This window comes from Delftia sp. WSY_12 (assembly GCF_043104645.1).
Taxonomy (GTDB): Bacteria; Pseudomonadota; Gammaproteobacteria; order Burkholderiales; family Burkholderiaceae_C; genus Comamonas; species Comamonas tsuruhatensis.
Genome location: NZ_JBICKW010000007.1, coordinates 53533 through 69862, shown reverse-complemented (window position 1 = coordinate 69862; position 16330 = coordinate 53533). Strand labels below are relative to the sequence as shown.

Here is a 16330-nt window from a genome sequence, read left to right as displayed (position 1 = left end):
CTCATGCGGGGATCGCGTTGCCCGGCAGCCAGCGCAGCGCATGGCGCGCTGCCACCCATTCCTCGTTCGTGGGCTCCACGCCCACGGTGACGGCGCTGCCGGTGGCCGAGATCACGGCCGCATCGCGCGCATTGGCCTCGGCGTCCAGCCGCAGGCCCAGAAAGCCCAGGCCCTCGCACACGCGCCGCCGTATCTCGGCGCTGTGCTCGCCCACGCCTGCGGTGAACACCAGCAGATCCAGGCCGCCCAGCACGGCGACCAGGGCGCCGATCTCGCGCACGATGCGCCGCACGTACAGGGCCAGCGCATCGCGGGCGAGCTCGGCCTGGGCATCGATGCCTGACTCCAGCGGCAGCAGCACGCGCGGCTCGGACGAGGTGCCCGAGACGCCCAGCAGGCCGGACTCGTGGTACAGGATGCGGCCCACTTCCTGCAGGCTGAGCTTTTCGATTTCCATCAGGTAGATCACGGCGCCGGGGTCCAGCGCGCCGGTGCGCGTGCCCATCATCAGGCCGTCCAGCGCAGAGAAGCCCATGGTGGTCGCCACGCTTTGCAGGCCCTGCATGGCGCACAGGCTGGCGCCGCTGCCCAGGTGGGCCACCAGGGTGCGCCCGCGCGCCAGGTCGCCATGGCGCTCGGGCAGGGCGGTGGCCATGTATTCGTAGGACAGGCCGTGGAAGCCGTAGCGGCGCAGCCCGCGTTCCCAGGCCGCATGCGGCAGGGGCAGCAGTTGCTCGACCTTGGGCAGCGTGTGGTGGAAGGCGGTGTCGAAGCAGGCCACCTGCACCAGTTCGGGCCGCTCGCGCAGCAGGATGTCCATGGCCTCCAGCGCAAAGGGCTGGTGCAGCGGCGCCAGCGGGATGAAGGCCTTGAGGTCGGCCAGCACGCCGGCATCGACGCGCACGGGCTCGAAGTAGCGGCTGCCGCCGTGCACCACGCGGTGGGCGATGGCGGCCACGCGTGCGCCGTCCAGCTGCGCCAGGCGTGCGGTGATGCGCTCGCGGATCAGCTGCAGCGCGGCGCGGTAGGGGTGGGCTGTGTCCAGGGTGATGGCAAAGGGCGGCACGCCGCTCTCGCCGAAGTCGGGCGCGGGCCCGCCGATGCCCTGGACCTTGCCGTTCCACAGCGGCTTGCGCGGCAGCGGGCGCTGTGCACCGTCGAAGACGGCGAACTTGATGCTGGACGAGCCGCAGTTGAGCACCACGACCAGTTCGCGGGCGGGGGAGGATGCGGTGTGGGCAGGGATCATGGCGGCGAGTTCCGGTAGCGGTGGGCCAGCAGCAGGGCGATGGCGCAGGAGGCGATGCGCGAGGCGCGGCTGTCGGCGCGGCTGGTCAGGATCACGGGCACCTTGGCGCCCATGACGATGCCGGCGCTGGCCGCCTCGCCCATGTACATGAGCTGCTTGGCCAGCATGTTGCCGCTTTCCAGGTCGGGCACGACCAGGATGTCGGCCTGGCCCGCCACGGGCGAATCGATGCCCTTGGTGCGCGCTGCGGCCATGGACACGGCGTTGTCGAAGGCCAGCGGCCCGTCGAGCACGCCGCCCGCGATCTGGCCCCGGTCGGCCATCTTGCACAGCGCGGCGGCGTCCAGCGTGGCCGGCATGTGCGGGCTCACGGTCTCCACGGCGGCCAGGATGGCGACCTTGGGCTCGGGCACGCCGATGGCATGGGCCAGGGCGATGGCGTTGCGCACGATGTCGGCCTTTTGCTGCAGGTCGGGTGCCAGGTTGATGGCCGCGTCGGTGACGATGAAGGGGCGCGGGTAGTGCGGCGTCTGCAGCACGAAGCAGTGGCTGACGCGGCGCTTGGTGCGCAGGCCGGCGGCGGCGGCCACGACCTCGGCCATGAGTTCGTCCGTGTGCAGGCTGCCTTTCATGATGGCCTCGACCTCGCCGCAGGCGGCCAGCTCGGCGCCACGCGTGGCGGCGGCGTGGCTGTGCGGCACGTCCTCGATGCGCAGGCCGCCCAGGTCCAGCCCGTGCTCGGCCGCCACGGCCTCCAGCCGTGCGCGCGGGGCCACCAGCACGGGGTCGATCAGGCCTTCGCGGCGCGCGTCCAGCGCGGCCGAGAGGCTGGTCTCGTCGCAGGGATGGACCACGGCCACGCGGATGGGCGGCAGGCCGGCCACATGGGCCAGCAGGCGCTGCAGGCCGTCGCGTCCACCGGCCTCCAGCCGGATCTCGGGCAGGCTGGTGCGCTGGCGCTCGATGTGGCGGGCCGGCGCATGCACGGTGGCCTGGCCCTCGATCACGGCGGCGCCATGCTGGTTGGTGCAGGCCACGGCCAGCGTGACCTGGCGCTGCTCGGCCTGCTTGGCCAGCACCTCCACGCGCACGGTCAGCCGGTCGCCTGCGGCCAGCGGCGCCAGAAAGCGCAGCGTCTGGCCGACCAGGGTGGTGCCGGGGCCGGGCAGGCGCGTGCCCAGCACCGAGGCCAGCAGCATGCCGCCCCACATGCCGTGGGCGATCAGGGCCGTGTCGTCATCGTCGGCGCCGGCAACCGTGCCAGCACCGGCACCGGCACCAGCGCCGTCGGCCACGGCCGCGCCCGACAGGGCGGCGAACAGGCGCAGGTCCTGGGTGCTCAGCGTGCGTTCCAGGCTGGCGCTGTCGCCCACGTCCAGCTCGTCGAAGCTGTGGTTGCGCAGCAGGGCCAGGTCTTCGGGCGGCAGGGCCGCATCGGAGGCAGTGGAGAGGTTCATCGCTTCTTTCGGGTACCTGTGTGCGCGCGGCTGGCCGGTGCGCGCGGGGTGGGCCTGGCGGCCGGGGCTTCGGGTGGGGCCGCTTCCTGGGGGGCCTCCCTGGCCTGCGCCACCTCCAGCGCCTGCACGAAATGCGCCATGGCCTGCAGCAGGCGCTGGTGCTCGGCATCGCTGAGGTTGCCTCCCTGGTTGGCCAGCTCGTCCACCGTGGTCATGCCCCAGCGGATGTCGGCCGCCGGCGAGGCGGCCAGCAACTGGGTGATGGCGGCCATGGCGGCGTCGGGCTCGCGCTGCATCAGCAGGGCCTGGCGGCGCACGATGCGGCGGAACTGCGCCATGTCGGGCGGCACGCCGCCCAGGTGATCCTGCAGCAGCCGCCAGGCGTGGCGGAAGTGGCGCTCATCGGCCTCGCCGCGTGCACGCAGCACATGGAACAGGGCGCGGATGACGGCCTCGTACAGCCCGCCCTGGGCCACGCTTTCGTGCAGCCGTGCCAGTTCCTGGCACATGTACTGGCAGTGCTCGGGCGATTCGCCCGGGTGCGGGCGCGGCGGGCCGTCGTCCTGGCGGCTTTGACCGGCCAGGGCCTGCACCAGGGGCGAGCCATAGATGGCGTGGAACAGCCGCGCCTGCATGGCGTCGCGCTGGTCGCGGTAGGTGTCCAGCATATGCACCACGGCCTGCGACATGGCCTGCTGCGCCTTCAGGAAAGGGTTGTCGGGCTCGACGGGGTGGCGGTCCTCGCGCGCCTGCTCGGCGGCCTGGGCCACGGCAGGGGCCAGCGGGTGGGAGTCCGACCAGTATTCGTAGCCCACGCGCAGCGGATGCATGGCCTGCAGCCAGCGCGCCGACAACGGCGTGGACAGGGCCTGCACCCAGGGCTGCACGGTGTTGCGGTACAGGGCGAGGTTGATTTCGGAGACGCGGGCGGCGGCGGCAAAGTGGCGCTCGCTTTCGGGGTCGGGCCGGACGATGTCGCGCACCTCGGCCAGGTCGCTGCGGCGGATCTTCATCAGGTAGGCCGCGTCGGTCAGTTCCTGCGGCGGCACGCCGGCCGGGCGGTCGGCGATCTCGGCGCGGTAGATGCCGGCGGGCAGCAGGTCGATGATGTCGATGTGCGCCGCGAACTCGCGGTGCTCCTTGCGGCCCACGGCGCCCGAGACAAAGATGCCCAGGTGGCCGATGCTGTCGTGCGTGGCGAAGACGATGGTCTGGTCGTGGGCGGCGATGTCCTCGTCATCACGGTACAGGTCGGTGATCCAGCCCAGGGCCTGGCCCGGCGGCGTGATGTTGTCGCCATGCGAGCAGAACACCACGATGGGCGAGCGGATGTTGCGCAGGTCGATGCGCACGCCGTCCGAGGTGGTCAGCTCGGCCGTGGCCAGCCGGTTGCCGATGAACAGGTTGTCCACGATGTACTGCATCTCGCGGCCTTCCAGGAAGACATGGCCGCCCCAGTACTTCTCGAAGCCCAGGTAGCGCGGCCCCTCGGTGTCCACGTCGGCATAGACCTGGTACTGCTTTTCCCACAGCGTGTTGGCGGGGTTGAGGTTCTCGAAGTTCTGCACCAGCCAGGCGCCGTCGAAGCGGCCCGCACCCAGGTCGCTGGTCAGTGCCGTCACCCAGCTGCCGCCCATGAGGCCGCCGCCGTAGCGCATGGGGTTGTCTCCGGCCCAGTACGACAGCGGCGCACCGGCCACGATGATGGGCCCGAACAGCTCGGGCCAGACGGCGGCCGTCATGAGGATCTGCCAGCCGGCCTGGCAGTTGCCGATGACGGCGGGCTTGCCCCGGCTCTCGGGGTGAAGCTCGGCGACCTTGCGCACGAATTCGGCCTCGGCGCGCATCACGTCCTCGACGGTCTGGCCGGGCACGGGATCGGGCAGGAAGCCCACGAAGTAGCAGGGATGGCCGGCCTTGAGGGCGGCGCCGATCTCGCTGTCGGGCTTGAAGCCGCCGATGCCAGGGCCGTGGCCCGCGCGCGGATCGACGACGATGAAGGGGCGCTTGGCCGGGTCGATGACCGTGCCCTCCATGGGCGCGATGCGTGCCAGCCCGTAGTTGACGGGACGCGGCAGCTCCAGGCCGGACATCACGATCTCGGCCTGGAAGCTCAGCACATTGGGCACTTCCTCGGCCAGGTGGGCGCGGTACTGGTTGCCGCGCTGGCGCCGGATGTCGGCATACAGCAGCGTGCGCTGCCAGGCATCGGTGGCGTACTGTGCAGCTGCCTGGGGCAGCTTCAGCGGATCGCCCCACAGTGCCCCCACGTCCACGGTGCCGTGGCTATCGAGGTGCTCGTTCATCTGGCCCACTCCTTTAACGGGCATGTCCTGCCCCCTGCTTGCAGATTGCGTGTGAATGGCCGCCAAACGGCCCCGCGCCTGCGGGACCGTGCGGCTTGTGTCAGCCCCTGGGCTCTTCAGCCGTGGGCGGCAGCGTCCCGGGCCGTTTCGGCGGCAGCCGCTGCAATGGGCTGCTGCGCCGCATGGTCGGGCGGGGTGACGGATGGGGTCACGGACTGGGCCATGGACTGCACGGCCGAGGTCCAGCGCGCCAGCAGGTCGCTCCAGGGCACGGCCGTGTCGGCCGCGCCCTGGGCGCCGCCGCTCAGCGTGGCTGCCACCTGCTGCTGCCAGTCGTGCACGGCCTGCTGCACGCCCTGGGCCAGGGTCATCTGGCTGGCCATGGCGGTCTGGGCCAGGGCCTGGGCATGGCCCATGCGCAGGTGGGCGTGGCGCCAGAAGGCCTGGGCGGGCAGGGTGGCCAGCTCCTGCCAGCTGCTGGTCTGCTGCACGCCCTCGATCTCGTTGCCGGTCTCGGCGATGCGCTCGGGGCCGTTGCGTGCGGCATGCTCCAGCCATTGCTGGCCGCTTTCCTGCAGCAGCCGGCTCAGGTGCAGCTGCAGTTCGAGCTGGGCCTTGAGCAGATGGAGGGGAATGGTCTGTGCGCTCATATGGAACTCCTTGCTGGTTGACGTGGAAAGATGCCTTGGCGGCGGAACGAAACTCAGGCCATCTGGCCGATGGTCTTGCGAAAGCGGGCGAGCGTGAGGGCGAACAGCACGGAGCCGATGGCGGCCAGTGCGAGAAAGGGCTTCCAGACCACGTCCAGCCCCGCTCCGCGGTAGAGGATGGCCTGCGACAGCTCGACAAAGTGGGTGGTCGGCGCGGCCAGCATGATGGTCTGCACCAGCTGCGGCATGCTTTCGCGCGGCGTCATGGCGCCCGACAGCAGCTGCAGCGGCAGCAGCACGAGCACCAGCAGCATGCCGAACTGTGGCATGTTGCGCGCCAGCGTGGCAAGGAAGATCCCCAGCGACGTTGTGGCGAACAGGCACAGCGCGGCCCCTGCCAGGAACAGCGGCTGAGAGCCTTCGATGGGAACGCCCAGGGCGCCGCGCACCACGAGGTTGAGCGAGGCAAATGCGGTGACCAGCACGACCAGTCCCATGGACCATATCTTGGCCAGCATGATCTCGGTCGGTGTCACCGGCATGACCAGCAGGTGCTCCACCGTGCCGTGCTCGCGCTCGCGGATCAGCGCCGCGCCCGTGAGGATGATGGACAGCATGGTCACGTTGTTGATGATCTGCATCAGCCCGCCGAACCAGACCTTGTCAAGCGCGGGATTGAAGCGCGCGCGCACCACCAGGTCCACGGGCAGGGCGGTGGCGCCCCGAAAGCGCCGCACGAACTCGCTGACCTCGGCCGAGACGATCTGCTGCACGTAGCTGTTGCCCGTGAAGGCCTGGCTCATGCGCGTGGCGTCCACGTTCAGCTGCAGCTCGGGCGCGCGGCCCGCCAGCACGTCGCGCTGGAAGTTGGGCGGGATGTTGAGCACGAAGGTGTAGGTGCCCGAGTCCATGCCCGGGTCCATCTGCGTGCGGTCGATCATGGCCGGCGGCGCGAACTGCGGCGGATAGAAGGCGCCCGCGATGCGCTGCGACAGCGGCGAGCCGTCCTCGTCCACGATGGCGATGGGCGCGTTGTGCAGGCTCTCGGGCATGGCCGTGGCCGCCGTGTAGATGGAGACCGTGAACACATAGGCGATGAGCACCAGCAGCACGGGGTCGCGCCACAGGCTCCACAGCTCCTTGACGCCCAGCCGGTAGATGTTGGAGAAAAGGCGGGTGCGCATGTCAGCTCTCCTGCTTTCTGGTCAGCGCAATGGCCAGGCCCAGGATCGCCGGCACGGACAGCAGCAGCGGCCCGAACGAGCCGGCCAGCTCCCGAAATCCCAGCGCCTTGCTGAACACGCCGCGGCTGATGGCGATCATGTGGCTGGCCGGATAGACCTCGCCGATGGCGCGGCCCACGCCCTCCAGCGAGGACACGGGGTCGACCAGGCCTGCGAACTGCGTGGTGGGGATCAGCGTGCCGATCAGCACCAGGAACATCGAGGCGATCTGGCTGCGCGTCAGCGTGGAGGCCAGCAGGCCGAAGCCCGTGGAGGCGCCGCTGAAGATCAGCGCCGCCAGGGCCAGCGTGGCAAAGCTGCCCGTCACGGGCACGCCGAACAGGGTGACGGCCATCAGGCACATCAGCAGGAAGTTCAGCATGGCCAGCACCACATAGGGCAGTTGCTTGCCCAGCAGGAATTCGGTGCGCGTGACCGGCGTGACGTAGAGGTTGGTGATGGAGCCGCTTTCCTTCTCGCGCACCACGGCCAGCGCCGTCAGCATGGCCGGCAAAAGCAGCAGCAGCAGGGGCATGACGGCCGGCACCATGGCCGGCAGGCTGCGCACGTCGGGGTTGTAGCGAAAGCGCGTCTGGATGTCGATGAGGCCGGCCGGCGCCACGCCCAGGCGCTCGCGCGCCTGCTCGGTCAGCCAGTGCTGGTGGATGCCCTGCAGGTAGCCGCGCACGGTCTCGGCGCGCGTGGGCATGGCGCCGTCGAACCAGGCGCCCACCTGCACGGAGCCGCCGCGCAGCACATCGCGCGCAAAGCCCGGGGGGATCTCGATGGCCAGGGTCAGCTCGCCGCTGCGCATGCGGCGGTCCAGTGCGTCGTAGTCGGTCAGCGGCGGCTGCTCGATGAAGTAGCGCGAGCCCGACAGGCTCATCGCATAGCTGCGGCTGATGGTGGTCTGGTCGCGGTCCAGCACGGCAAAGCGCAGGTCCTCCACGTCCAGGCTGATGCCGTAGCCCATCACGAACATCAGGATCAGCGAGCCCACCAGGGCCAGCGTGGCGCGCACCGGGTCGCGCTGCAGCTCCAGCGCTTCGCGCCAGACATAGCTGAGCATGCGCTGGGCGCTGAAATGGCGGCGGCGCGCAGTGTGCGTTTCCACGGCAGCGGGGGCGGCAGGCGCGGCCGGTTCCTCGGCGGCCGGGGCCTCGCCGCCACCGGCCTCGACCAGGTAGCCGATGAAGGCTTCCTCCAGCGTGGCCGCGCCGCGCTTGGCCACCAGGCGCGCGGGCGTGTCGCTGTCCAGCACCTTGCCCGCATGCATCATGGACATGCGGTCGCAGCGCTCGGCCTCGTTCATGAAGTGGGTGGAGATGAAGATGGTCACGCGGTCGCGCCGCGACAGCTCCACCAGCAGGCGCCAGAAGCCGTCGCGCGCCACGGGGTCCACGCCCGAGGTGGGCTCGTCCAGGATGAGCAGCTCGGGCTTGTGCACCATGGCCACGGCCAGCGACAGGCGCTGGCGCATGCCCAGCGGCAGGGCGGCCGGCAGGCTGTGCTGCGCGGCCTGCAGGTCAAAGCGCTGCAGCATCTCGGCCACGCGCGCGGGAATGTCCGCCTCGGGCACGCCGAACAGGCGCGCGTGCAGCACCAGGTTCTGGTGCACGGTCAGCTCGCCGTACAGCGAGAACGCCTGGGTCATGTAGCCCACGCGGCGGCGCGTGTCGATGTCGCGCGGGTCCACGGGCTGGCCGAACAGCCAGGCCTGGCCCTCGCTGGCCGGCAGCAGGCCGGTCAGCATCTTCATGGTGGTGCTCTTGCCGCAGCCGTTGGAGCCCAGGAAGCCGAAGATCTCGCCGCGGCGGATGCGGAAGGACACATGGTCCACGGCGACGAAGTCGCCAAATCGCATGGTCAGGTCCCTGGCCTCGATGGCGATGTCGTCCTCGCCGCCCTCGGGCAGGGGGGCGATGGTTACGGGCGCATGGCCGCGCTTTTTCTCTTCGGGCAGCAGGGCGATGAAGGCCTCTTCCAGCGAGCGGCTGGCCGTGCGCTGCAGCAGCTCGGCCGGCGTGCCCGTGGCCAGCACGCGGCCCTCGTCCATGGCCACCAGCCAGTCGAAGCGCTGGGCCTCGTCCATGTAGGCCGTGGCCACCAGCACGCTCATGCCGGGGCGCTGGCGGCGGATGCGCGCGATCAGGTCCCAGAACTGGGCGCGCGCCAGCGGGTCCACGCCCGTGGTGGGCTCATCAAGAATGAGCAGGTCGGGGTCGTGGATCAGCGCGCAGCACAGGCCCAGCTTCTGCTTCATGCCGCCCGACAGCTTGCCGGCCGGCCGCTCCAGGAATTTGCGCAGGCCCGTGGCCTGGGTGAGATCGTCGATGCGCCGGCGCCGCTCGGCCGCGTCATGGCCGAACAGGCGCGCGAAGAACTGCAGGTTCTCCTCCACCGACAGCGTGGGATAGAGGTTGCGCCCCAGGCCCTGCGGCATGTAGGCCACGCGCGGGCAGACGGCCTCGCGGTGCCGGCGCTGGGCCATGTCGCCGCCCAGCACCTCGACGCTGCCTTCCTGGATCTGGCGCGCCCCGGAGATCAGCGCCATGAGGCTGGACTTGCCCACGCCGTCCGGCCCGATCAGGCCGACCATGCGGCCTTCGGGAATGTCCAGGTCGATGCCCGCCAGCGCCTCGACCTGGCCATAGCGCTGGTGCACGCCCTTCAGGCGCACGACCCAGCCGCTGGCGTGGGGCGTCGTGCTCTCGCTCATTGCGCGGGCTGGGCTGGCAGCTTGATGGCCAGGTTGGCGGGCCACTCATGGCTGGCATCGGTACGCAGCCAGGCCATGCCGGGCACGCCGGTCTTGACCTGTTCCAGATGGCGGCGCAGCAGCTCCGGCGGGATCTGGGCGCGCACGCGGAACATCAGCTTCTGGCGCTCGCTGGCGGTCTCCACGGTCTTGGGCGTGAACTGGGCCTGGCTGGCGACGAAGGAGACGCGGGCCGGAATCACGTACTCGGGCGCGGCGTCCAGCACCAGACGCACCTCGCTGCCCAGGGCAATGCGCCCGGCGGCGGTCTCGGGCACGAAAAAGGTCATGTAGACATCGGACAGGTCCAGCAGGTTGAGCACGCGCCCGCCTGCGCCCAGTACCTCGCCGGGCTGGGCCACGCGCAGCTGCACGCGGCCGTCGCGCGGGGCCTTGAGCACGCCGTCGTCGATGTCGGCCTGCACGCGCGCCACCGTGGCCGTGGCCGCCTGCACCTGGGAGCGCACGCCGACCACCTGGGCCTCGGCCGCCTTCACGGCGGCCTGGGCAGCGGCGGCCTGGGCACGCGTGGCGGCCAGCGCCGCCTCGCTGCCGCGCACGCGGGCGCGGTCGTCATCGAGCTCCTGCACCGAGGAGGCACCCTCGCGCGCCAGCGTTTCCGAGCGCTTGAAGCGGCGTTGCGCGGCGTCCACCTCGGTCTCGCGCTGCACGATCAGGGCCTGGGCGGCGGCCAGGTCGCTGCGGCGCAGGGTGACCTGGGCCTCGGCCGCGGCCACGCTGTGCTCGGCCTGCTGGCGCATGGCGTCGGCTTCCTGGCGCTGGGCGCGCAGGGTGTCGATCTGCATGCGCGCCACGGGCTGGCCGGCCTGCACGAAGTCGCCCTCGCGCACCAGGATTTCCTCCACGCGGCCGGGCAGCTTGGTGGAGATGTCGATCTCGGTGGCCTCGACCCGGCCATTGCTGCCGACGAAGCCCTCGCCCGGGCCCTTGGGCGTGAAGGTCTTCCAGGCCCACCAGGCCACGAGGGCCAGGACCGCCACGGCGGCGATCGGCACGATCTTGTTCTTCAGAGAGGTGTTCTTGTCCATGGGCGGGTCCGGATGCTTCAGGAATTCGGGGGATCGGCAGGCGTGGCCGGCACGGTGGCGGGCAGCGCGGCAGGTTCCGCCCCGCTGCCGCCGCCCAGGGCGGCATACAGGCCCACCTGGCTGGACAGCAGGGCGCGCCGCGCCTGCACCAGCTGCTGGCGTGCGGCCAGCAGGTCGCGCTGGGCGTCCAGCACCTCCAGGTAGGCGGCCGAGCCGTTGTCGTAGCGCAGCTGCGCCAGCCGCGCGCGCTCGGCCTGGGCCTGCACGGCGGTGCGCTGCACGGTGATCTGTTCGGACAGCCAGCGGCGCGCGGCCAGGCCATCGGCCACCTCGCGGAAGGCGGTCTGTATGGCTTTCTCGTACTGGGCCACGGCCATGTCGCTGCGGATCTCGCCCAGCTCCAGGTTGGCGCGGCGCCGGCCGCCGTCGAAGATGGGCAGGGACACCGTGGGCACGAAGGCCCAGGCGCGGCTGCCGCCGTCGAACAGGCCGTCGAGTTCGGCGCTGGCCGTGCCCCAGCGGGCGGTGAGCGCAATGCGCGGGAAGAAGGCGGCGCGCGCCGCGCCGATCTGTGCCCGGGCCGCGCGCAGCTGGTGCTCGGCCGCGGCAATGTCGGGCCGCGCCGTGAGCAGTTCCGAGGGCAGGCCCGGCCGCAGCTCGGCCAGCACCAGGGCGTCGTCAAAGGGTGCGGCGGCGGGCAGCGGGCCCGGGTGGGCGCCGACCAGCTGCGCCAGTGCGTGCAGCTGCTGCGCGCGTGCCAGCTCCAGCTGGGCCAGCAGGGCCTGCGCCTGGGTCAGCAGGGTCTGGACCTGGGCCAGCTGCAGGCGCGAGCTGGCGCCCACGGCCTCGCGGCGCGTGAAGATGCGAAAGGATTCCTGGCGCGTGGCCAGCGTCTCGCGCGCAATGGCCACGCGCTCGTCCAGCTCGCGCAGGCCCAGGTAGCCGTCGGCCAACTGGGCGATCAGCGCGGTCTGCACGGCGTGGCGGCCCGCATCGCTGGCCAGCCAGGTCTGCAGGGCCGCGTCCTTGAGGCTGCGCACGCGGCCCCACAGGTCCAGCTCCCAGCTGCTGAAGCCGACCTCGGCGCGGTACTCGCCGCTGACCACGGAGCGGCCCGAGAGGTTGAGGTCGCCCGGCACGCGCGCCCGTGCGGCCTGGCCGCCCACGCCAATGGCCGGGAACAGCTCGGAGCGCTGGATCTGGAAGGCCGCGCGCGCCTCTTCGGCGCGCAGCGCGGCCACGCGCAGGTCGCGGTTGTGCTCCAGCGCGGTGGCGATCAGCTGGCGCAGCACGGGGTCGGTGAAGTACTCGCGCCAGGGCAGGCCGGCGGCGGCGACACCCTGGGCGCCCGCCTGCAGATGGGCAGGCCAGGCCTCGGGCGTGGGCAGGGGCGGCGGCTCGTGCGGCGGCGCCAGGGAGGCACATCCTGCCAGGGCTGCGGCCAGTGCGGCTGCCAGCGCGGCGGCGGCGGTTCGGGGGAGTGGGAGGGTCATCTGCAGTGCTGCGGGGCGCCGGTGCGGCAGCCGCTAGTTGAGGATGTGGTGGCCGCCATCGACATACAGCGTGCAGCCCGTGATGGCGCGCGCCCCGTCCGAGGCCAGGAAGGCGCACAGCGGCCCCACGTCGTCGGGCTGCAGTTCGCCGGCAATGGGCGAGCGGCGCACGCTGTCGGCCACGAGTTCATCGAACGCGGCAATGCCCGAGGCCGCGCGCGTGGCGATGGGCCCGGGCGAGACGGCATTGACGCGGATGCGCGAGGGGCCGAGCTCGGCCGCCAGGTAGCGCGTGGTGGACTCCAGCGCGGCCTTGACCGGGCCCATGATTCCGTAGTGCGGCATGACCTCGCTGGCGCCCAGGTAGCTCAGCGTCATGAGGCTGCCGCCGCTGGCCGCCATCAGCGGCTCGGCCAGGTGGGCCATGCGGATGAAGGAGTGGCAGGAGATGTCCATGGCCAGCGCAAAGCCCTCGCGGGAGCTGTCCACCACGCGGCCCTGCAGGTCCTTGCGCGGGGCGTAGGCCACGGCGTGCAGCACGAAGTCCAGCCGGCCCCAGCGCACGGCGGCGGCATCGAACAGCGCGCGCATCTGCTCGTCGTCGCCCACGTCCAGCGGCATGCGCAGCTCGGCACCGATCTCGTCGAGCAGGGGCTCCACATGCGCCCGGGCCTTGTCGTTCTGCCAGGTCGCGCCGATCTCGGCGCCCGCCGCATGCATGGCCCGGGCACAGGCCCAGGCAATGCTGTCGCGGTTGGCGATGCCGACGATCAGGCCTTTTTTGCCAGCCAATAGCGTCATCTCGAATGCTCCAGATCAGAAGGTCTGCCGGGAAACAGGCCGCCTTGGGGCGGCTTCGTCAGGAATCACGGGGCATGGCGCGGCATTGCCGACATATGCGCCACGGCGAATGTTTGTATTTCCTGTGACTACGAAGCTTTTGATAGCTTGTTTTGATGCATGCAAATCAAAGGTTTGCATGCCAATATCGTCTCCTGGTCTTTTTCATTCTATCTATGTTGCACTGCAGCGACCGATTTTGGCGATGCCGTTTCGTTATATCGATGCAGTTCACTCCATAGTCTTGACTCAGGTCAAAGAGGGCTGCCTCACGGGGAGAATGCCGCTTGCCGCCGGTTGCTGTGCCCAGTAGAGCAATGGTGTCTTTTTGCGCCAACAGCCGAGCATTCCCTGTATTGGCCGGATTTCAATGAATACAAGGTATTCACACCATATTGGTGCATGGGAGGTAAAGAAAACCGGAAATCTGCCGATGGTCCGTGGACAGAGAAAATCCCCGGCCTGCAAAGGCCTGGGGCCGCCATTCAGTCAAGACAAGACCGAAGGAAGACGATCAATCCATGACCAGCATTTCATCCACCGGCGCCAGCTTTGCCGCCAGCGCAGCGGGCATGCGGCCCACGGTGTCCGTGAGGTCGTCAGCGACCACGGCAGCTGCTGCACCCGCCGACCCGGGCACGCAGGTCACGCTGGGCCAGTCCGCAGGGTCCAGCGTCATCTATGCCAAACCGCAGCCCGTGGAACTGGGCCAGTTCAGGCTGACCCGGGCCTGGGCCTCGCAAGACAGGGACGACATCAGCACCCTGATGGCGCGCAACCTGGGCCTGGGCCCGTCGGCCAGCCTGGCCGACCGCTGGCGCGGCCTGGGCGGCGCCCTGCTGTCGCGCTTTGCGGCCACGCCGTCGGACTACCAGCAGACGGTTGCGGAGTACCAGGCGCCCACGGCGGCCGACTCCGTCGCAGGCAGCGCGGATGCGCAGGCCCTGGACAAGTCCGCACTGAGCGATGTGTCCGTGGGCGCTGCCACCGTGAGCCTGAAGATCCGCACGCAATCGGGCCAGACCGTGGAGCTGCGGATTGCCACGAACGACGGCAGCGAAGCGGGCAGCAGCAGCGGGCTGCGGGTCGAGGTCAAGAGTTCCGGCACCTTGAGCCAGGCCGAGAGCGCGGCCATTGCCCAGCTGGCCGACGGGCTGGACGAAGCGCTGGAAGGCCTGGGAAAGCCGGGCAAGCCCCAGCTGGAACTGGGCAAGCTGATGGACTTCGACCGCAGCGTGCTGTCCGGCCTGGACCTGGACATCAAGAACCCCAAGCCTTCGCAGCCCCTGTCCTCGTTCAGCCTGCATGTGGGCGCCGATGGCCGATCGGTGGCGATGAAGGGCGCGGCGGGCGAGCTGGCCGTCAACCTGCAGTCCGATGCCCCCGTGGGCGCCAGCGCTTCGCAGCGCCAGTCCGCGCTGGACCAGCATCTGAAGCGCTTCGATGTGGCCGCGCAGCGCGGGCGCGCGGACGCGAACCTGGTGGACCTGTTCAAGAGCGCCTTCACCCAACTGCACAGCGCGCAGCCCCCTGCGGCGCCGGCCCGGCTGGCTGCGCTGTCCGGGCTGGAGCGGGCCGTGCAGGCCACGCAAAGCGGCCTGGCCGATTTCCAGGCCAGCTTCAGCGGCGACTACGAAAAGACCAATGAGTTCGGCGCCGTGACCGAGGACGGCCGGGCCGCCTACCAGGTCGGCCAGAAGACCACCCGGCAGTCCAGGGGCTCGGCGGGCGAGTCCATCGCCCAGGTGGTGACCGAGTCCCTGAACGCCGAGTCCAAAAAGGCGCGCAACCGCAGCATGCTGGATTTGCAGTCGGGCAACTATGACCTGACCAAGGTGCAGGACAGCCGCACCATCACCACGCTGATCGAGACAGCCGGCAAGCAGGTCACCGGCGCGCTGCGCAAGACGCAAGAGCGCCAGATGCAGACGTGGGACCAGCTGGTGGAGCACCGCACCCAGCAGCACCGCGAAACGCCCGGTGGGCGCAGCTTCACTGAGCAACTCGCGCTGAGGTAGTCGCGCTGAGATAGTCGCGGCGCGGGCCGGGCCGCGTGTCGTCGTTGTGTCACAAAACTTCCGTATAAGAAGTTTTTTTGAACAGAACATGACAACGGCCCGCGCGTTCATGACCGAATTTCATCTTGCCGTCATCCAGGGCGGAGCCACTCAATGAACGCGCGCCGTGCTTTGGCGGCGGGGCTGGCGGCGCTGCTGCTGGCGGCCGTGGGCGGCGGCGTCTGGTACTCGCGCACGGCCCTGGTGCAGGACCGCCAGGCGCAGCGGGCGCAGCAGCAGTCCGTGACGGCACGCGGCCTGATCGGCTCCGAGAAGGAAGCCTTCTTCCAGGACGAGCGCGTGCGCGACGTGCTGGCGCGCCACGGCGTGACGGTGACCGTGCAAAAGGCCGGCTCGCGCAGCATTGCCAACAGCTACGACCCCAAGCAGTACGACTTCGGCTTTCCCTCGGGGGCGCCGGCTGCGGCCCAGCTCAAGGCGGCGGCCAGGGCCGGCACGGTCTACACGCCGTTCTACACGCCCATCGTGTTCGCCAGCTGGCGGCCCATTGCCGAGATCCTGATCGCCAACGGCGTTGCGCAAAAGCAGGGCGACTTCTTTTACGTGACCGATCTTCCCGCCCTGCTGGCCATGGCCGGCAAGGGCACGCGCTGGCGTGACCTGAAGGCCTCCGGCGCCTTTGCCACCGGCAAGGCCGTGCTGCCCGCCAGCACCGATGTGCGCAGCTCCAACAGCGCGGCCATGTACCTGGCGCTGGCCAGCTATGTGCTCAACGGCCAGCAGGTGGTGCAAAGCCCGGCCGACCTGGAGCGCGTGATGCCGCAGGTGGCGCCGCTGTTCCTGCGCCAGGGCTTCCAGGAAAGCTCGTCGGCCGGGCCGTTCGAGGACTACCTGGCCCTGGGCATGGGCAAGGCGCCGCTGCTGGTGGCCTATGAGTCGCAGCTGGTGGAGTTCCTGCTGCGTCACCCGCAGCGCAGGAGCGGCGAGATGGTGATGCTCTACCCGCAGCCCACGCTGTATTCCAAGCATGTGCTCGTGCCCTACACGCCGGCTGGCGAGCGCGTGGGCCAGCTGCTCGAATCCGACCCGCAGCTGCGCGCATTGGCGCAGGAATACGGCTTTCGCACCGGCGGCGACACGCACGGCCCCGAGCGCTGGGCCGGGCAGGGCGTGCAGGCGCCCGCGCAGCTGGTGGATGTGATCGAACCGCCCAGCCAGGAGTGGCTGGAGCGAATGATCGTGGACATGGAGCAGCGCTTCAAATGACTCAAGGACCCAGGAGCAACC

Annotated in this window: 12 protein-coding genes; 2 read left to right on the top strand and 10 right to left on the bottom strand. The window is 70.3% G+C overall.

Annotated elements, in window-relative coordinates; translation table 11 throughout:
- Position 1: 1 nt before the first annotated feature.
- The 10 genes from ACF8LI_RS03735 to ACF8LI_RS03690 all read right to left on the bottom strand — a co-directional run bounded on the left by ACF8LI_RS03735 (position 2) and on the right by ACF8LI_RS03690 (position 13166).
- On the bottom strand, positions 2-1249 hold the full coding sequence (locus ACF8LI_RS03735) for an acetate/propionate family kinase (RefSeq protein WP_392412088.1): 1248 nt from the start codon (positions 1247-1249) through the stop codon (positions 2-4).
- Positions 1246-2706 carry a bifunctional enoyl-CoA hydratase/phosphate acetyltransferase gene (locus ACF8LI_RS03730; protein WP_392412086.1) on the bottom strand — a complete coding sequence of 487 codons (1461 nt, stop codon included), beginning with the start codon at positions 2704-2706 and terminating at the stop codon, positions 1246-1248. Before ACF8LI_RS03730 ends, ACF8LI_RS03735 begins: the two co-directional genes overlap by 4 nt.
- Entirely contained in the window at positions 2703-5012 is a 2310-nt protein-coding gene (locus ACF8LI_RS03725) for a DUF3141 domain-containing protein (protein ID WP_047472286.1), read from the bottom strand. The genes ACF8LI_RS03730 and ACF8LI_RS03725 overlap by 4 nt, the downstream gene beginning before the upstream one ends.
- A 116-nt stretch (positions 5013-5128) precedes the next feature.
- Positions 5129-5662, bottom strand: a complete 534-nt coding sequence (locus tag ACF8LI_RS03720) for a hypothetical protein (RefSeq protein WP_016453976.1) — start codon at positions 5660-5662, stop codon at positions 5129-5131.
- 53 nt (positions 5663-5715) lie between these two features.
- On the bottom strand, positions 5716-6846 hold the full coding sequence (locus ACF8LI_RS03715) for an ABC transporter permease (RefSeq protein ID WP_017405871.1): 1131 nt from the start codon (positions 6844-6846) through the stop codon (positions 5716-5718).
- Between the two features lies 1 nt (position 6847).
- Positions 6848-9604, bottom strand: a complete 2757-nt coding sequence (gene rbbA, locus ACF8LI_RS03710) for a ribosome-associated ATPase/putative transporter RbbA (protein WP_392412084.1) — start codon at positions 9602-9604, stop codon at positions 6848-6850.
- Entirely contained in the window at positions 9601-10692 is a 1092-nt protein-coding gene (locus ACF8LI_RS03705; protein ID WP_012202692.1) for an HlyD family secretion protein, read from the bottom strand. Before ACF8LI_RS03705 ends, rbbA begins: the two co-directional genes overlap by 4 nt.
- Positions 10693-10709: 17 nt before the next feature.
- Positions 10710-12185 carry an efflux transporter outer membrane subunit gene (locus ACF8LI_RS03700; protein WP_392412082.1) on the bottom strand — a complete coding sequence of 492 codons (1476 nt, stop codon included), beginning with the start codon at positions 12183-12185 and terminating at the stop codon, positions 10710-10712.
- A 33-nt stretch (positions 12186-12218) separates the two neighbouring features.
- Positions 12219-12986 carry an enoyl-ACP reductase FabI gene (gene fabI / locus ACF8LI_RS03695; protein WP_016449534.1) on the bottom strand — a complete coding sequence of 256 codons (768 nt, stop codon included), beginning with the start codon at positions 12984-12986 and terminating at the stop codon, positions 12219-12221.
- Positions 12987-13001: 15 nt separating this feature from the next.
- Complete coding sequence (locus tag ACF8LI_RS03690) at positions 13002-13166, bottom strand: hypothetical protein (protein WP_155294163.1); 165 nt, start codon at positions 13164-13166, stop codon at positions 13002-13004.
- A 380-nt stretch (positions 13167-13546) separates the two neighbouring features.
- Between ACF8LI_RS03690 and ACF8LI_RS03685 the strand changes: the two genes are divergently transcribed.
- Positions 13547-15043 carry a hypothetical protein gene (locus ACF8LI_RS03685; RefSeq protein WP_392412080.1) on the top strand — a complete coding sequence of 499 codons (1497 nt, stop codon included), beginning with the start codon at positions 13547-13549 and terminating at the stop codon, positions 15041-15043.
- Between the two features lie 153 nt (positions 15044-15196).
- Positions 15197-16309, top strand: coding sequence for a hypothetical protein (locus ACF8LI_RS03680; protein WP_016453982.1), 1113 nt, complete (start codon positions 15197-15199; stop codon positions 16307-16309).
- Positions 16310-16330: the final 21 nt, after the last annotated feature.